Source organism: Desulfovibrio piger ATCC 29098, assembly GCF_000156375.1.
Classification (GTDB): domain Bacteria; phylum Desulfobacterota; class Desulfovibrionia; order Desulfovibrionales; family Desulfovibrionaceae; genus Desulfovibrio; species Desulfovibrio piger.
This window is the reverse complement of the sequence record NZ_DS996354.1, coordinates 79,958-95,641: the sequence shown is the minus strand read 5'-3', so window position 1 is coordinate 95,641 and position 15,684 is coordinate 79,958. Positions and strand designations below refer to the sequence as shown.

Below are 15,684 nucleotides of genomic sequence, written 5' to 3'. Positions count from 1 at the left end.
ATGATCCGCAGCAATGAACATTACGCCGGACTGCCCGGTGCCTATCTTTTCGCCACGGTGGCCGCCAGGGTCCGCGCGCACCGGGAACAAAATCCCGCCCTGCCCGTCATCAGCCTGGGCATCGGCGACGTGACCCGCCCCCTGCCGCCTGCCGTCATCACGGCCCTGCACACGGCAGTGGATGAGATGGCCTCTTCCGCTTCCTTCAAGGGCTACGGCCCGGAACAGGGCTATGATTTCCTGCGCGAAGCCATCGCCGCGCATGACTACCGGGCCCACGGCGTGCGGATGGACGCCGCGGACATCTTCGTCAGTGACGGTTCCAAGTGTGACGTGGCCAACATCCAGGAGCTGTTCTCCCTGTCCTGCCGTGTGGCGGTCACCGATCCGGTCTATCCTGTCTATGTGGATTCCAATGCCATGGCAGGCCGCGCAGGCCGGTGGACGGGCGAGCGCTGGAGCGACCTCATCTATCTGCCCTGCACGGAAGCCAACGGCTTCGTGCCGGACTTTCCCGCTGCGGTGCCCGACATCATCTACCTTTGCTATCCCAACAATCCCACGGGCACGGTGCTGCACAGGGACGCCCTGGCTGCCTGGGTGGACTATGCCCGCCGCCACGGGGCCCTCATCATCTATGACGCGGCCTACGAAGCCTTCATCAAGGATGCGGACAGCGACGTGCCGCACAGCATCTTCGAGATCCCCGGCGCCGAAGAGGTGGCCGTGGAATGCCGCTCCTTCTCCAAGACCGCGGGATTCACCGGCCTGCGCTGCGCCTTCACCGCCATCCCGGCCGCGGTGACCATCCCCGGCCCGGACGGTTCCCGCATCCGCCTGCAGGATATGTGGAAGCGCCGCCAGAGCACCAAGTACAACGGCTGCCCCTACATCGTGCAGCGTGCCGCCGAGGCCGTCTACAGCCCTGAGGGCCAGGAACAGGTCCGCGCCACCATCGCGGCCTACATGGCCAATGCGGCCCGTATCCGCTCCGGCATCGAGGCCATGGGCCTTGCCTGCTACGGCGGCATCCATGCCCCCTATATCTGGGTGAAGACGCCTGACGGCATGGGCTCCTGGGACTTCTTCGACCTTCTGCTGTCCCGCACGTCCCTTGTCTGCACCCCCGGTGCGGGCTTTGGCCCCAGCGGCGAAGGTTATGTGCGCTTCACCGCCTTCGGCAGTGAGGAGGATACCACCGAAGCCCTGGAGCGTTTGCAGGGACTGCAGTTGTAACGATCAGCCGGGGAAGGGCCCTTTGCCATCGATGCAGCCGGCCCTTTCTCCACCCCCTGCCTTTCTCCTCTTGGGAAAGACAGGGCGAATTTTCCCCGGAGCATAGCGGAGCGCGGGGAAGGCACGAAGCGCTCCCTTATGCATAAGGCCCGCCGGAGTCATGCTCTGGCGGGCCTTTTTCATGCTGTCATCAACAAGGTAAGATACTGCGGCACACAGGGAAAGCTCTGGTTCCCCTTCCTGGCGTAGCCCGGCATCAATGCTGGCGGAAATCCTTGTAATTGATGCCATGCTTCTTCATGCGCAGGGCCATGACACGCTCCGTGAGCCCCAGCGCCTGGGCCGCATGGCCCATGTGCCCCTTATGACGGGCAAGGGCATCCGTGATGCAGGCGCGCTCCAGCTCGTCGAGCCGATCCTGCAGCGTGCCGGAGGCAGCATAGGGCTCCACCGGGCCCTTGTGCGCCGCAGGGCCGAAAGGACAATGCGTACTGTGCAGTTCACGCGGCAGATGCTGGGGCAGGATCAGACCATCCTGACCGACAAGGAGCACGGCACGCTCCATGACGTTCTCCAGCTCACGGATGTTGCCGGGCCAGGTATAGCGCTGCAGCATGTCCATGACGGCCAGCGAGATGCGGATGCCCGAACGTCCGTTGGCCGCAGCGTATTTGTCCACGAAATAAGCCGCCAGAGGCTGGATGTCGTTCTGCCGCTCGCGCAGGGGCGGCATGTGGATGGGGAAAACGTTCAGACGGTAATAGAGATCGCGGCGGAAGGTGCCCTCTTCCACCATGCGGGCCAGATCCCTGTTGGTGGCCGTGATGATGCGCACGTCCACGGACAGGCTCTCCGTGCCGCCCAGACGCTCGAAGCAGCGTTCCTGCAGGACGCGCAGCAGCTTGGCCTGCGTCAGCAGGGAAAGTTCCCCCACTTCATCAAGAAAGAGCGTCCCGCCATCCGCCAGCTCGAAGCGCCCCTTGCGTATGCCCGAAGCACCGGTGAAGGCCCCTTTCTCATGGCCGAACAGTTCGCTTTCGATGAGGTTTTCCGGCAGGGCCGCACAGTTCAGCGAGATGAACGGCCCCTTGCTCCGCTTGCCGGCGGAATGGATGGCATGGGCGGCCAGTTCCTTGCCCGTGCCGCTTTCGCCATACAGCAGCACCGTCGTGGAGGAAGGCGCCACCTGCGAGATCTGCTCATAGACAAGGCGCATGGCGTCGGAATTGCCGACAAAGCCATGCGGACGTAATGGTGCGGACAGGGCATTGCGCAGGCGCATGTTCTCTTCGATGGCCGCGACGCGCTCATCCATGACGTTCTGCCGCGCCCGGGCCGCATGGGCGATCATGGAGGCGATGATGGTCAGGATGCGTTCATCCTCTTCCAGCGTCACGGCATCCGCAAAGACCCGGTCCACGGAAAGGGCGCCCAGCACCTCGTCTTCGAATTTGATGGGCACGCAGATGAAGGCGATGGTATCCTTTTGCAGGTCACGGGAGCGGGTACGGTTCAAAAATATGGGGCTGGCCGAAACATTGGAAACGACCATGGGCTGGCCGCTCTGGATGACGCGCCCCGTAACGCCCTCGCCCAGCGCATAATGGCCCCGCCGCTGTTCGGCGGGATTCAGGCCGTGGGCCACCTCGATTCGGATCTCGCCGGTATGGGGAGAGACAAGGGTGATCATGCCCCGCATCATGTGCAGATGCTGCGCCATCAGGGAGAGCGTCGCCTCCAGGCTGTGGCTGATGTCGCGGGAATGGTCGATGACCTGGGAAAGATCGAACAGCAGACGTAGCTCGCTGACCGTTTCGCGCACGCGCTGCCGATGCGGCGGCAGCACAGGAGATGTGCAGGAAGCCGCCCCTTCCTGATCAGGGGCGGAAGAATCCGCCGGCGGCGTCTCTTGGTGTCGTTTCATGCGCAGAACTCCCCCTTTCCGGCTGTCCGCGGACATCCCGGTCCGTCTCCACTGCTCCCGAAGACCAGTCCCGTATCCTTTTCCGGTCATCGGCGACCACCGGAAGCGGCACTCGAAGCAAGAGACCTGTGCGGTCTGTGCTCATGCCTGGGGAGAGAACATGCCGAGCATGCGAGAAGGGGCATCCGTACCAGGAAAGGTGCGGCAGCACGGGCCGAGCCCCGGGATACCTGCCCGCGGTATCCTGGAGCCCCGAATGATGCGTTGGGAATACAAAAAAAGCGGCCAGCCATGACAGCCAACCGCTTGTTTTTGTGATGGTGCGCCCGAAGAGATTCGAACTCCTGGCCTACAGGTTCGTAGCCTGTTGCTCTATCCAGCTGAGCTACGAGCGCATGTTTGAAATATTACGTTACCCGGCCGTGCCCGTCAAGGAAAAATGACGGTGACCGGTGCAGCCGCACTACTGGGCGTCGATAGCGTTGACGGCGCGAGACAGGCGGGACAGCTTGCGGGCAGCCTTCTTCCAGTGCATGGCGCCCTTGCCGGCAGCCTTGGCCAGCACGGAAGCGGCAACAGTCAGAGCGCTGCTGGCCTGTTCCTTGTCGTTACCGGTGATGGCGGCGCGCACAGCCTTGACGGCGTTCTTCACGCGGGTACGGGCAGCGCGGTTACGGGCGGCGTGTTTCAGGCTCTGCTTATGACGCTTGATGGCAGACTTATGGTTAGCCACGGTATTCCTCCGATATTTTGGCCTGCAATGCAGGTATAGTGCCTTCGTGTGAAGACGGATTCTTAGCAGAGCATGACATATCTGTCAAGCTCTGCGGCCATATTGGCGCATTTTCATGCAAGGGGCGGTGCCCCTTGCCACATTTTAGATCTGCAGGGCGGCAAAATCCGCCAGCCGAGCAAACCGGGTGCCCAGGGCATTGAGCATGGCCAGACGGTTGGCGCGCAGCGCCGCATCATCGCACATGACCATAACGCCGTCGAAGAAGGCATCCACCACAGGACGGACTTCCAGCAGCGTTTTGAGGGCGGCGGTATGGTCACCGGCCTCCCACAGGCTGTCCAGACGCGGCAGCAGATCATCCAGCGTGGCGGCCAGGGCCTTTTCGGCATCTTCCTGCAGCAGGTCAGCCTGCCAGGCAGCGGCAAGCTGTTCAGCCGCGCCCTGCTTGCGGACGATGTTGGCCACACGCTTGAAGGTCTGCACGGCCTCGGCATAGCCGGCTTCCTTGCTGAACTGGGCAAGGGCGGCCAGACGGGCCCCGCACTGGCAGACATCAGCCACACCGGCGCCCAGGGCGGCATCCACCAGCAGGCTGTCTTCGCCACGGTTCTGCCAGTAATTGCGCACACGGCCCGCGAAGAAGTCCAGCAGCTTGTCCAGGGCTTCCTGCGGGGCCAGCTTCCACTGGCGGTCACCATAGAGTTCATGCGCACGGGCGAACAGCTGACGGATGTCGAAGTGCAGGTCGAACTCCAGCCCGATACGGATGATGCCCAGAGCGCAACGGCGCAGGGCATTGGGGTCGGCAGCGCCGGTGGGGATCATGCCCAGACCGAAGCAGCCCACCAGGGTATCGGCCTTGTCGGCCATGGACAGCAGCGCGCCGCACAGGCTGGCGGGCACGGGGCTGTCGGGACCGGCGGGCAGATACTGCTCGCGCAGGGCCTGGGCCACCACCGGGGTCTCGCCCTTGCGCTCGGCGTAGATGCCGCCCATGATGCCCTGCAGGGTGTCGAATTCGCCCACCATGCCGGTCACCAGGTCGGCCTTGGACAGACGGCCGGCACGGGCGGCGTCTTCGGCGCTCACCTTGCCCTGGGCCACGTTCTCGGCCAGCCAGCGACACAGAGCCTCCAGACGGCGGGTCTTTTCGCCCATGGTGCCCAGACGGCCGATGAAGATGACGTGATCCAGCTTTTCCAGCCAGTAGTCGAAATTGTCACGCAGGTCGGCATGCCAGAAGAAACGGGCATCTTCCAGGCGGGCACGCAGCACGCGTTCCCAGCCGTGCTTGACCAGGCTCATGTCCTCGGGGGAGATGTTGAGCACGGTCAGGAAGTGCGGCATCAGGGTGCCGTCGGCGGCCTCGATGCCAAAGCTCTTCTGATGGCTTTCCATGCTGGTGAGCAGCACTTCACGGGGCACTTCCAGGTAGGAAGGATCGAAGTCGGCCAGCAGGGGCACGGGATGTTCGGTCAGGCCCTGCACTTCGCCCAGCAGGCCGTCACGCCACAGCACCTTGCCGCCGATGGCGGCAGCCTGGGCATCACCACCTTCCACGATGACCTTGCGGCGGTCGGCGGCATCGGGCGTCAGGCCGCCCTTGTCCGCCAGCACGGCCAGCAGCTCGTTGGCATGGGCCACGCTGAAGGGGCCATGACCATGGATGCGGTGGCCCATGGTCTCACGGCCGGAAGCCACGGGGCCCACGGTGAAGGGCACCACGGCGTCATCCAGCAGGGCCACGATCCAGCGCAGCGGACGGGCATAGGCCAGGGTGTTGCTGCCCCAGCGCATGCGCTTGCCGAACGGCAGGGAGGTGATGACGGCGGGGCAGATCTCGGCCAGCAGATCGGCAACGGCAGCGCCGCCGATGCGCTTGCGCACGGCCACGTATTCACCCTTTTCGGTGGTGATGCGGTACACATCGTCCACGCTCACGCCGTTGGTACGGGCAAAGCCTTCCAGGGCCTTGGTGGGCTTGCCGTCAGCGGCAAAGGCCACACGCACCGGCGGGCCGGCCACTTCTTCCTCGCGCTCCTGCTGCACGGGGTTCACGTCTTCGATGATGACGATGGCACGACGCGGCGTGCTCATGGTATGCAGGGCGCCGTGTTCCACACTGGCTTCCTGCAGGGCCGCCGTGAAACGGGCCGCCAGTTCGGCTTCTTCGCCGGCCAAAAAACGGGCAGGCAGTTCTTCGCTGCCAATTTCAAGCACAAAGGTCGCCATGCCTTACCTCGCCTCGGTGTTGAGCATCGGATACCCCAGCTCTTCACGCTGGGCCACATACAGTTTGGCCACGCCTGCAGCCAGAGCGCGCACACGGCCGATATAACCGGCACGTTCCGTGATGGAGATGGCACCGCGCGCATCCAGCAGGTTGAAGGTGTGGGAGCACTTGAGGCAGTAGTCATAGGCGGGCCAGGGCAGGTTCTGCTCCAGCATGGCCTTGCACTGGCCTTCAAAATCATTGAAATGACGCAGCAGCATCTCGGGGTTGCTGGCCTCGAAATTGTGCTTGGACTGCTCCACTTCGTTCTGGTGGTAGATGTGGCCGTAGGTCACGTTCTTGTTCCACTTCAGGTCGTAGACGGATTCCACGCCCTGCAGATACATGGTCAGACGCTCCAGACCATAGGTCAGTTCCACGCTGATGGGATGCAGGTCGATGCCGCCCACCTGCTGGAAGTAGGTGAACTGGCTCACTTCCATGCCGTTGAGCCACACTTCCCAGCCCAGGCCCCAGGCGCCCAGAGTGGGCGATTCCCAGTCGTCTTCCACAAAGCGGATATCGTGCTGGGCGGGGTTGATGCCCAGGGCGTTCAGGCTTTCCAGATACAGCTCCTGCACATTGGCGGGAGACGGTTTCATGATGACCTGGAACTGGAAGTAGCGCTGCAGGCGGTTGGGATTTTCCCCGTAGCGGCCGTCAGTGGGACGACGGCTGGGTTCCACATAGGCCACGCTCCAGGGTTCGGGGCCCAGCACGCGCAGGAAGGTGTTGGGGTTGAACGTCCCCGCCCCGCATTCCACGCCTGAAGGCTGTTCCACGACACAGCCCTGCTCCGCCCAGTAGCGTTGCAGGGTAAGGATGACATCCTGAAAATACATGTGCAGTCCTTTTTTAACACATTTCGGCACGACGCGACGCTCGCGTCAGCTACGGCGCCGCCAGTCCGACGCGTCCCCTTCGTTCGTCTTTCGTCCCGCAGACGGGACGGGCAGACTCAAACCCGACGAAAATAGTTTCCTTCCCAGGCCAAGCCCAGATGGTACTGGACAAAACCATCGATGGCCCGGGCGCAGGCCCGCCGCACCGGAGGCGACAGCTCGCCGTCCGGCCACCCGGACGGGAAACTTTGCTGTACATGGCGCAGAAGGTCAAGCCCCTGTGCGGGGATCTCCACACCATAGCGCTCCAGCTCGAAGCGGCTGCTGCGACAGGACGAGCAGCGCAGCTGGCCTTCATCGACCACGAAGAGCGCATCCTCGCTGATCTCCCGGCCACACCGGCCGCACTGCCCCAGGTTAGGGGCAAAACCCAGGGCCCCGGCCAGACGCAGGCGGAAATACAGGGGCAGGAGCACGGGCGGGGCCTTTTCCGCCTCCAGCACCGCGCGCAGATCCTCCACCAGCAGGAAGGCTTCCGGCGCGGCGTCCTCCCCTACTCCCATGGCTTCCACGAAGCGCAGGCAATTGGCCGCCAGCCCCATGCGCTGCCAGTTGCGGCGCAACAGGCGCGGCCCCTGCAGCAGGGCCGCCTCCTCAAGATTGAGGAAACGTCCGTCCTTTGAAGAACGGACCCGGCACTGCAGGCTGTTCAGCACGTCCAGACAGCCGCAAAAGCGTCGCCTGCTGCGGCTGCCGCCAAAGGCGAACAGCGTCAGCAGGCCATGTTCACGGCACAACAGCTTGAGCCAGATGTCCGACTCACGAAAGGCCCCCATGCGCAGCACGAGGGCCTGGTCGGTCCATTCCATCAGTTGGCGGCAGGCGGGAAGACCAGGGTCTTCACCTGACCGGCCTGACCGGGAGCCGGCAGCTCCGTCCCATCATACGAGACCTGCACCCCGCCGGCGTTGCCCAGCTTGACTTCCAGGGCCTTGGCAAATTCCAGGGTGATGATATCGCCCTTGTGCACCGAGAACTGGCGCACTTCCCCGTCCACCGTGGCCCGCATCCAGCATTCGCCGATGCCGGTCACCACCACGCGGTGCATGCCCGCAGGCAGGGAGGGATCCTGGGCGGCCGTATCCTGGACCGTGGCCGCGTTGGCCGTCTGGCCCCAGGTCAGTTCCGCGGGCCGGGTATCCATCATGCCCGTGTACGCGGGCGCGGCACTGCGTTCGGGCTGCACGCTGCCGGGCACGGGAGCCACACCACCGGCAGGGGCGGCCGTGCCGCCATTGCCCTGTGGGGCGGGAGCGGCCTGACCACCGGCCGGAACGGACGCCGCAGGTGCGGCAGGCGTCGTGGCGGAAGGCGCCGGGGCCATCGGCTCGGGCGCAGGAGCCACGGCCGCGGGCTCCGCGGTCGGCAGGCTTTGTTCCTTGCCGCCGGTGAATTCTTTGAACACGCCCCGCTGCCACAGCATCCAGCCACCACCGGCCAGCGCCACCACCAGGATGAGCAGGATGAAGACACGCAGCCAGCCCGCGATGCCCTGACGGGCACCGTGCCGCAAGATGGCGGGATTGCTGCGCAGGCCCTCGTCCCCCCCCATGACGGTGCATTCCGTGGCCGCCGCGGGCTGCAGGGCGTGCGCCACTTCCGCCACGGCTTCGGGATCCAGCGCCATGTACGAGGCATAGGCCCGCAAAAAGCCCTTGGTGTAGGCAGGATGGGGCAAAGCGGAAAGATCCCCGCTCTCCAGGGCCTGGATGAGCCGCGAGCTGATTTTCAGGTGGGCGGCCACATCATCAAGGCTCAGGCCACGGCGTTCGCGCTCCGCGCACAGCGCCGCACCCAGTTCTTCAAAAGTCATGCAAACCTCGATACGGGGAAAGCGGGTATCTGCCGACCGGGTCTCCCCGTCTGGTTCCGGCCGGAAGGCTGTGTCTTACAGACGGATATCGATGACGGCCTTGTTGCGCAGCTGCTGGGAGTATTCGTCAAAACGCTCCATGGCCTTGGGCTGGCGCAGGATGTTGTCGATGACGGGCCGGGCTTCTTCAAAGGTCATGGGACGGCCGGGGCCGCTCTGTCCGGGACGGAACAGATGCACCTGGGCCTTGTGGCCCTGCACGGTGAAGATGTCGGTCACATCGCCGGGCTTCATCTTTTCCAGACGGCTTTCCCACTCGGGATTGAGACGCCCCCACTCCACCGGGCCCATGTCGCCGCCTTTTTCGCGGTTAGGGGCGATGGAATACTTGCGGGCAGCCTCTTCGAACGAAAGGGAACCGGAAGCGATCTGCGCCGCGATGCTCCTGGCGTTGACATTGGGGTTGTAGACGATCAGGCCCATATGCAGACCATTACGATCATACATGGTGTCCTTGTGCTTTTCGTAATAGGCGCGGATCTCGTCATCGGTCACCACCACGCGGCGGCCCACTTCGGCGCCCATGACGCGCTGGCGCAGCATATTGGTCTTCATGGTCTTGCGCAGCTCGTCCACGCTCATGCCCTGCTTTTTCAGCTCGGCTTCGAACTGGGCGCGGTTCATGCGGCGCATCTTCATCATCTTGGTCAGTTCCTGATCGATCTCGCTGTCGGAGGCCGTGATGCTCAGGCGCTTGGCTTCCTGCTCCAGCAGGATGTCCATGATCATGGAATCCAGCACCTTGCGGAAGACCACATTGACCTTGTCGGCCTGCTTGGGGTCATTGGGATTGAGACGGGCACGCCCCAGTTCAGGCAGCGCGGCCTTCTGCAGGTCGAACATGGTGATGACCTGGCCGTTGACCACCGCGGCAATTTTGTTGAGCTGGGCAGCCTGGGCCGTGCAGGCCAGGCAAAGCCATGCCATCAGGATCAAAAGGGCAGATTTTTTCAAGGCAAATTCTCCCGTTATGCGCATAGGCTGTAGTAGCAGCCGAAAATAGCCAATATTTCCCTCTTTGGCAATCGCCGCGGCCTAGGCCGTGCCGCCCGGGGATTCCGGTGTGCGGATGCCTTCCAGGGCCTGCCGCAGCCCCTGCAGCCCCTGGGCAAAGTCCTTGTCCGCCGGCAGGGGCAGCATGAGAGCCGCCGGGGGCAACATCCGGGCCCCCTTCATGGAAGCCACCAGCTGCAGGATGCGTTCGGGCTGCACGGCTGTCTGACCGTCGCCCCACACCAGGCGGACATGATCCAGATAGATGTCCGCACGCTGGACCTGCAAGTGGCTCAGGAACTGCTTGAAGTCGAGCACGGCGATGAAATTGACCAGTTCCTGCGGGAAGCTGCCGAAACGGTCACGCATGGAAAGGGCCACTTCCTCACGGGCCGCCCCGCTGGTGGCCGAGGTGAGCGCCTTGTAACAGCGCAGGCGCTCCCGGCCATCCTCGATGTAGGACTGGGGGATATGGGCAGGCAGGCCGAGATTGAGTTCCGTTTCCACGTCCTGGGTGACGGGCGTGCCCTTGAGACGGGCCACGGCCTCTTCCAGCATCTCCAGATACAGGTCGAGCCCCACCCGGCCCATATGGCCGGACTGCACCTCGCCCAGGATGTTGCCCGCGCCGCGCAGGCGCAGGTCTTCCATGGCCACCTGAAAACCGGCGCCCAGATAGTCCATGTCCATGATGATGCGCAGCCGCTCCTCGGCCACTTCGCTCAGGTGCTCCGTATCGGGCACCACGAAGAAGGCGTAGGCCTGACGGTCACTGCGGCCCACCCGGCCCCGCAGCTGGTAGAGCTGCCCAAGGCCGAAGAGCTGGGCCTGGTCCACCACCAGCGTGTTGGCACGGGGAAAATCCAGCCCCGACTCGACGATGGCCGTACAGACCAGCACATCCAGCTCGCCGTGCCAGAACTTGTGCATGTTGCTTTCCAGTTCGCTTTCCGACATCTGGCCGTGCGCCATGCCCACCCGGGCGGTAGGCACCAGCTTGCGCACGTATTCGGCCACGCGCTCCAGGCCCTGGACACGGTTGTAGACCCAGAACACCTGGCCTTCCCGCGCCAGCTCGCGTTCCAGGACCGTGCGCAGGGTGGCGTCATCTCGCCGCAGCACGGCCGTGGCCACAGGCTTGCGATCCTGCGGCGCTGTCTCGATGACCGAAAGATCGCGGATGCCGGACATGGAAAGCTGCAAGGTACGCGGGATGGGCGTGGCCGTCAGGGTCAAAACGTCCACGTTCTTTTTCAGGGCCTTGAGCTTTTCCTTGTGCCGTACGCCGAAGCGCTGCTCCTCATCCAAGATGAGCAAAGAGAGGTTGGGCAGGGAAACATCCGAGGACAACAGGCGGTGCGTACCCAGCAAGATGTCGATCTGTCCCTCGGCCGCGGCCTTGAGGACCTCCTTTTGGCGGGCACGGGGCACGAAACGGCTCAGCAGGCCCACCGTGACCGGGAAACCGGCCAGACGGGCCCGGAAGGTCTGGTAATGCTGCTCGGCCAGCACCGTGGTGGGACACAGCAGGGCCACCTGCCGTCCCTCACTGGCCGCGCGGAAGGCGGCACGCAGGGCCACTTCGGTCTTGCCGAAGCCCACGTCACCGCAGACCAGGCGGTCCATGGGCTCGGACTTGTCCATGTCGGCCAGCACGTCCTCGATGGCCCGGGCCTGGTCCGGGGTCTCCTCAAAGCCGAAGGTCGCCTCGAACTCGTGGTACAGCTCGCCCGGCGGATCGTAGCGGAAGCCCTTGGCCACCTTGCGATAGGCGTACATCTCCACCAGGTCGGCCGCGATCTTCTCGATGGCCTTGCGAACCTTCTCCTTGCCGGAACTCCAGCTGGCGCCGCCCAAACGGTCCAGGGCCGGTTCCGCGCCCTCGCCGCCCTTGAAGCGCTGGATGAGCCCCAGACGGTCCACGGGCACATAGAGCCTGTCCTGCCCGGAATATTCCACCAGCAGAAAATCATTGCCCTGCCCGCCCTGCACCAGATGATGCAGACCGGCGAACCGGCCGATGCCGTAATCCCGGTGGACGAGCAGATCCCCGGCCTTGAGGTCGTCGAAACTGTCCAGCCCCTTGAAGGCGCGCGAGGAGGCGCGGGTCTTCTTTTCCGCACGCGGATAGAGGATGTCCTCGCCCAGCACGAGCACATCGTCCCAGACCAGTTCCGCACCGGAGCGCCAGGGAGAGACCAGGGCGAACAGCCCGCGCTGCTCCGGCGCATAGCGCAAGGCAGGCGTGATGCCTTCCTGCTCGGCCAGCTTGAGGAACTTGGCCCGGCTGCGCTGCGAGGAAAAACTCAGCACCACCTGACGGCGCCGGTTCTGCCATTCCTTCAGACCGGCAGACAGGTGCTGCCAAGGCCGGTCCGCCGCACCGGGGACGGGGAAAAGATCCGTGAAGGCATGGAGCGGACGTTCCTGCACGTCGTCCCCCACGGCGTCCACGCCCATGACCAGAGGCTCCAGATAAAAATGCCGGTCCTTTTTCCAGGGCAGATCCTGCAGACTGCCGCACAGGCACAGGGCGGACGGCTGCGGCAGGGGCGCATCATCCTCTTCCAGCTGGTCGCGCAGCTGCATGGCCGTCCCGTGCAGGGCCGCATCGCAGTCCGCCTGGCCGGGCAGGAACCAGAGCGGCTCCTCGGGCAGCCAGTCCGCGATGGTGCTGGCCTTTTCGTGCACCACGCCCGGCAACAGGCCCAGCCCGCCGGCATCCAGGGTCTTCTTGAAGGTGTAGCAGTCGTTCTCGCTGATGCGCGCCCCGGCGAACAGGGCATCCATGCGCTTGCGGGCCGCGGCCAGGCCCTGTGCGTCCAGCACGAAAGGCAGGGCCGGCAGCAGGGTCATCTCGTCCAGGCCCTGCAGGGAGCGCTGGCTCTCGGCATCGAACAAGCGCAGCTCTTCCAGGGTATCGCCAAAAAATTCCATGCGCACAGGACGCGGATAGCCGGACGGGAAAATGTCGAAGATGTCGCCGCGCCGGGCCATCTGTCCCGGTCGGGTCACCAGGGGGACACGTTCGTAGCCCCACTCCACGGCCTGATCGAGGATCAGCTCCGGGGGATAGTCGCTGCCCCTCGTCAGGTCGAGCGTGTGCTCGGCAAAGAAATCGCGGGGCACATGGCGCAGCAGCAGCGCTTCCGTGCTCAGGATGAGGCAGCGGGGACCGCCCTGGGCAAGGCCGTACAGGGCCGCCAGCCGTCCTGCCCAGGAATCCCGGTCGCGACGCAGCAGCAGACCGGCAGGGAGCGCGACAAAGGGCAGTTTCCAGGCAGGGACATCAAGGGCCATGTCAGCCAGGGAAAGCGAAGGAGAAAAAAGGGTCAGCAGTGCACGCGCCGCCGTGTATTCCTCACGGTCGCGCACCAGGATGACGCTGCTGCGTCCCTGGGCCAGCGCGGCGCAGGCAAGGCGGCAACAGGACGCCATGCCGCTGCGCTGCCAGTGTCGGGCCTCGGCCGGCCCTGAGAGCAGGGAAAGGATATCTGCCATACTGTCCGCCGGAAAAGCAAAAACGACGCCACCAACGACGCCGAATCCTGGGAAAGGGTTCAAAAAAGGCGGCCCGAAGGCCGCCTTGCGGGATCTCTTATCGTAGCTGTCGGGGGCCATGCTTCAAGCGACCCGGGGGGATGCGTGCATGCACATCCCGGGCGGTGTGGGAACATTTCCCCGCACGGACAGCCGACGGATCACGATCCGCCTAGTGACTGCCGCAGCTGCTGCCGCAACTGCCGCAGCTGCTGCCGGAAGAGGCCAGCGGCACCTCGGGATCCACGGTGAATCCCATGTAGGTCATATCAATCTTGACGCCCTTGATCTGCGCCACCAGGTCGGTGGCCATGCAGAAGGTGAAACCGTCAACTTCCTCGGTGCTGTCCTGTGCGTTAGGCTCATCCAGAGCCAGGGCGAGACGCGGGCCGCTTCAGCCGCCGGGGGCAAGAAACACGCGGATGGACTGGCGTTCCTTGTCCGCGAAGTAGGCTTCCAGCTCTTTACGAGCGTTTTCAGACAGAGTGATCATTCCTATTCCTCTCTGGGCCGTATCTGCGGAGCGTCCTGCCCGTCAGGAACCGGGACCGATGCCCTGGGGCAACAGGCCCTCTCCGCCGGTAACGGCAGTTGATGGAAACAGAAGACGGGACCTTCTGTTATGACAAAACCGGCCGGGCCGGGACAGCCGGCCCCACCGGACAGGGACTACTGATGACTGCCGCAGCTGCCGCAGCAACCGCCGCAGGAACTGCCGCCCGCCGAAGGCAGGGGCACTTCGGGGGTCACGGTGAAGCCCAGATAGCTCAAGTCTATGCTGACGCTCTTCACCTGTTGCAGCAATTCTTTGTTGATACAGAACGCAAAGCCGTCCTGTTCGAACCTGGCGTCCTCGTCCCCGGGTTCGTCCAGAGCCAGGACGAGCCGGGGGCCGGAGCAGCCGCCGGGAGCGAGATACACACGGATGGTCTGGCGTTCCTTGTCCGCAAAGTAGGCTTCCAGCTCCTTGCGGGCATTCTCGGACAAAACGATCATTCCTTCTCCTTGACGATGCCGCGTCCCGGACTTCCCGTATCCCGCAGGGGAAGAGGCGCCGTCAAAGGCAGCGCCCGAGCCGGTGCGGCAACTGTTGACGCAGAAGGTGACAGGTATCGTCAGAGCAGGGATGACACGGGAAGGAACATGTCGCGCCTTCCCGGCAAAAGGCTACTGGTGGCTGCCGCAGGCACCGCAGCAACCGCCGCAGGCGCTGCCGCCCGACGACGGCAGGGGCACTTCGGGGGTCACCAGAAAGCCAAGGTAGTTGGCATCGATACTGACGCTTTTCACCTGCTGCAAAAGTTCATTGTTGATGCAGAAGGCAAAACCGCCCTGTTCGATCCGGGTATCGTTCTCACCGGCTTCGTCCAGCGCCAGAGCAAGGCGCGGGCCGGAGCAGCCGCCGGGGGCAAGGTAGATGCGGACGGTCGCTTTTTCCCTGTCGGCAAAAAAACCTTCCAGTTCCTTCTGGGCGGCATCGGTCAACGTAAGCATGGCACTACCTCCAGTGTTGCCCGTAACATGTAAGGTCAGCCCCAAAGATTGTCAATCGCTCGCGGGGCTTTTCTCCGCCGGTAAAAAGGCGTATGGAAAGACATCACTTCTGGAGGAATTATGCCCACGACATTGCTGCTGGACAAAGAGGAAATGACCCGTATTCTGGAACGTCTTGCCTGCGAAGTGCTGGAACGGCACGGGCAGTGCGAGCGCGTCATGCTGGTGGGCATCGAACGCCGCGGCGCCGACCTGGCCCGCCGTCTGAGCGCCCTGATGCAGCAAAAGCTGCAGCGCCCCCTGCCCCTGGGCACGCTGGACATCAACCTGTACCGTGACGACTGGACGAGCCTGGAAGGCAAGCCCCACATCGGCCAGTCGCGCATCACCGCCCCGGTGGACAACGCGGAGATCATCCTCATCGATGACGTGCTGTTCAGCGGCCGTACCATCCGCGCCGCCCTGGAAGCCCTGCTGGATTACGGTCGCCCCCGCAAGGTGGAGCTTCTGGTGCTCGTGGACCGCGGCCACCGCGAACTGCCCATCCAGGCCGACTACATCGGCCGCAGCGTGGATACCCGCCCTCAGGAGCAGGTGGACGTGCTGCTGGAAGAACGGGACGGACGGGACGAGGTCCTGCTGACCGCCAAAAACTGACTGTCAGGGGCATCCGCCGGATGCCCCTTTTTTTATGCCCGCCCTGCTCCCGGTCCG

The 15,684-nt window shown here is 64.1% G+C and carries 13 protein-coding genes and 1 tRNA gene; 2 read left to right on the top strand and 12 right to left on the bottom strand.

All coding sequences use genetic code 11. The annotated features are described in order from the left end of the window. Positions 1 to 1,236 (top strand): LL-diaminopimelate aminotransferase, encoded by a 1,236-nt coding sequence (locus DESPIG_RS02515; RefSeq protein WP_006004654.1) that lies wholly within the window; start codon positions 1 to 3, stop codon positions 1,234 to 1,236. A gap of 256 nt (positions 1,237 to 1,492) precedes the next feature. Here the strand turns inward: DESPIG_RS02515 and DESPIG_RS02510 are convergent, their stop codons facing one another. The 12 genes from DESPIG_RS02510 to DESPIG_RS02455 all read right to left on the bottom strand — a co-directional run bounded on the left by DESPIG_RS02510 (position 1,493) and on the right by DESPIG_RS02455 (position 14,970). Then, positions 1,493 to 3,160 (bottom strand): sigma-54 interaction domain-containing protein, encoded by a 1,668-nt coding sequence (locus DESPIG_RS02510; protein ID WP_147589143.1) that lies wholly within the window; start codon positions 3,158 to 3,160, stop codon positions 1,493 to 1,495. A gap of 318 nt (positions 3,161 to 3,478) precedes the next feature. Then, positions 3,479 to 3,555, bottom strand: a tRNA-Arg gene (locus tag DESPIG_RS02505). A 68-nt stretch (positions 3,556 to 3,623) separates the two neighbouring features. Next, positions 3,624 to 3,893: a 30S ribosomal protein S20 gene (gene rpsT / locus DESPIG_RS02500; RefSeq protein ID WP_006004646.1), complete on the bottom strand. Its 270-nt coding sequence runs from the start codon at positions 3,891 to 3,893 to the stop codon at positions 3,624 to 3,626. Between the two features lie 144 nt (positions 3,894 to 4,037). Continuing rightward, the gene (glyS, locus tag DESPIG_RS02495; protein WP_006004643.1) at positions 4,038 to 6,128 is read right to left on the bottom strand and encodes a glycine--tRNA ligase subunit beta; all 2,091 of its coding nucleotides are present in this window, start codon (positions 6,126 to 6,128) and stop codon (positions 4,038 to 4,040) included. Between the two features lie 3 nt (positions 6,129 to 6,131). Beyond that, positions 6,132 to 7,010: a glycine--tRNA ligase subunit alpha gene (gene glyQ, locus DESPIG_RS02490; protein ID WP_006004641.1), complete on the bottom strand. Its 879-nt coding sequence runs from the start codon at positions 7,008 to 7,010 to the stop codon at positions 6,132 to 6,134. 116 nt (positions 7,011 to 7,126) lie between these two features. Further along, complete coding sequence (gene recO, locus DESPIG_RS02485; protein WP_006004640.1) at positions 7,127 to 7,879, bottom strand: DNA repair protein RecO; 753 nt, start codon at positions 7,877 to 7,879, stop codon at positions 7,127 to 7,129. Continuing rightward, positions 7,879 to 8,883, bottom strand: coding sequence for a helix-turn-helix domain-containing protein (locus DESPIG_RS02480; protein WP_006004638.1), 1,005 nt, complete (start codon positions 8,881 to 8,883; stop codon positions 7,879 to 7,881). Before DESPIG_RS02480 ends, recO begins: the two co-directional genes overlap by 1 nt. Before the next feature lie 75 nt (positions 8,884 to 8,958). Beyond that, positions 8,959 to 9,897: a SurA N-terminal domain-containing protein gene (locus DESPIG_RS02475; RefSeq protein ID WP_040369126.1), complete on the bottom strand. Its 939-nt coding sequence runs from the start codon at positions 9,895 to 9,897 to the stop codon at positions 8,959 to 8,961. 81 nt (positions 9,898 to 9,978) lie between these two features. Continuing rightward, positions 9,979 to 13,437 (bottom strand): transcription-repair coupling factor, encoded by a 3,459-nt coding sequence (mfd, locus tag DESPIG_RS02470; protein ID WP_040369124.1) that lies wholly within the window; start codon positions 13,435 to 13,437, stop codon positions 9,979 to 9,981. Between the two features lie 211 nt (positions 13,438 to 13,648). Further along, positions 13,649 to 13,969: an IscA/HesB family protein gene (locus DESPIG_RS02465; protein ID WP_081446798.1), complete on the bottom strand. Its 321-nt coding sequence runs from the start codon at positions 13,967 to 13,969 to the stop codon at positions 13,649 to 13,651. 176 nt (positions 13,970 to 14,145) lie between these two features. Further along, entirely contained in the window at positions 14,146 to 14,472 is a 327-nt protein-coding gene (locus DESPIG_RS02460) for an IscA/HesB family protein (RefSeq protein WP_006004631.1), read from the bottom strand. Between the two features lie 171 nt (positions 14,473 to 14,643). Then, positions 14,644 to 14,970 carry an IscA/HesB family protein gene (locus tag DESPIG_RS02455; protein WP_006004629.1) on the bottom strand — a complete coding sequence of 109 codons (327 nt, stop codon included), beginning with the start codon at positions 14,968 to 14,970 and terminating at the stop codon, positions 14,644 to 14,646. A gap of 120 nt (positions 14,971 to 15,090) precedes the next feature. Here DESPIG_RS02455 and pyrR point away from each other — a divergent pair, with 120 nt between their 5' ends. Then, a complete protein-coding gene (pyrR, locus tag DESPIG_RS02450; protein ID WP_006004627.1) occupies positions 15,091 to 15,627 on the top strand; it encodes a bifunctional pyr operon transcriptional regulator/uracil phosphoribosyltransferase PyrR in 537 nt (178 codons plus the stop codon). Positions 15,628 to 15,684 lie beyond the last annotated feature (57 nt).

What these genes read in the sequence shown, in the direction of transcription:
- glyQ (WP_006004641.1), bottom strand. Translation starts at nt 7,010, where the DNA reads ATGTATTTTCAGGATGTCATCCTTACCCTGCAACGCTACTGGGCGGAG.
- recO (WP_006004640.1), bottom strand. Translation starts at nt 7,879, where the DNA reads ATGGAATGGACCGACCAGGCCCTCGTGCTGCGCATGGGGGCCTTTCGT.
- DESPIG_RS02460 (WP_006004631.1), bottom strand. Translation starts at nt 14,472, where the DNA reads ATGATCGTTTTGTCCGAGAATGCCCGCAAGGAGCTGGAAGCCTACTTT.
- DESPIG_RS02480 (WP_006004638.1), bottom strand. Translation starts at nt 8,883, where the DNA reads ATGACTTTTGAAGAACTGGGTGCGGCGCTGTGCGCGGAGCGCGAACGC.
- DESPIG_RS02510 (WP_147589143.1), bottom strand. Translation starts at nt 3,160, where the DNA reads ATGAAACGACACCAAGAGACGCCGCCGGCGGATTCTTCCGCCCCTGAT.
- glyS (WP_006004643.1), bottom strand. Translation starts at nt 6,128, where the DNA reads ATGGCGACCTTTGTGCTTGAAATTGGCAGCGAAGAACTGCCTGCCCGT.
- mfd (WP_040369124.1), bottom strand. Translation starts at nt 13,437, where the DNA reads ATGGCAGATATCCTTTCCCTGCTCTCAGGGCCGGCCGAGGCCCGACAC.
- DESPIG_RS02515 (WP_006004654.1), top strand. Translation starts at nt 1, where the DNA reads ATGATCCGCAGCAATGAACATTACGCCGGACTGCCCGGTGCCTATCTT.
- DESPIG_RS02455 (WP_006004629.1), bottom strand. Translation starts at nt 14,970, where the DNA reads ATGCTTACGTTGACCGATGCCGCCCAGAAGGAACTGGAAGGTTTTTTT.
- pyrR (WP_006004627.1), top strand. Translation starts at nt 15,091, where the DNA reads ATGCCCACGACATTGCTGCTGGACAAAGAGGAAATGACCCGTATTCTG.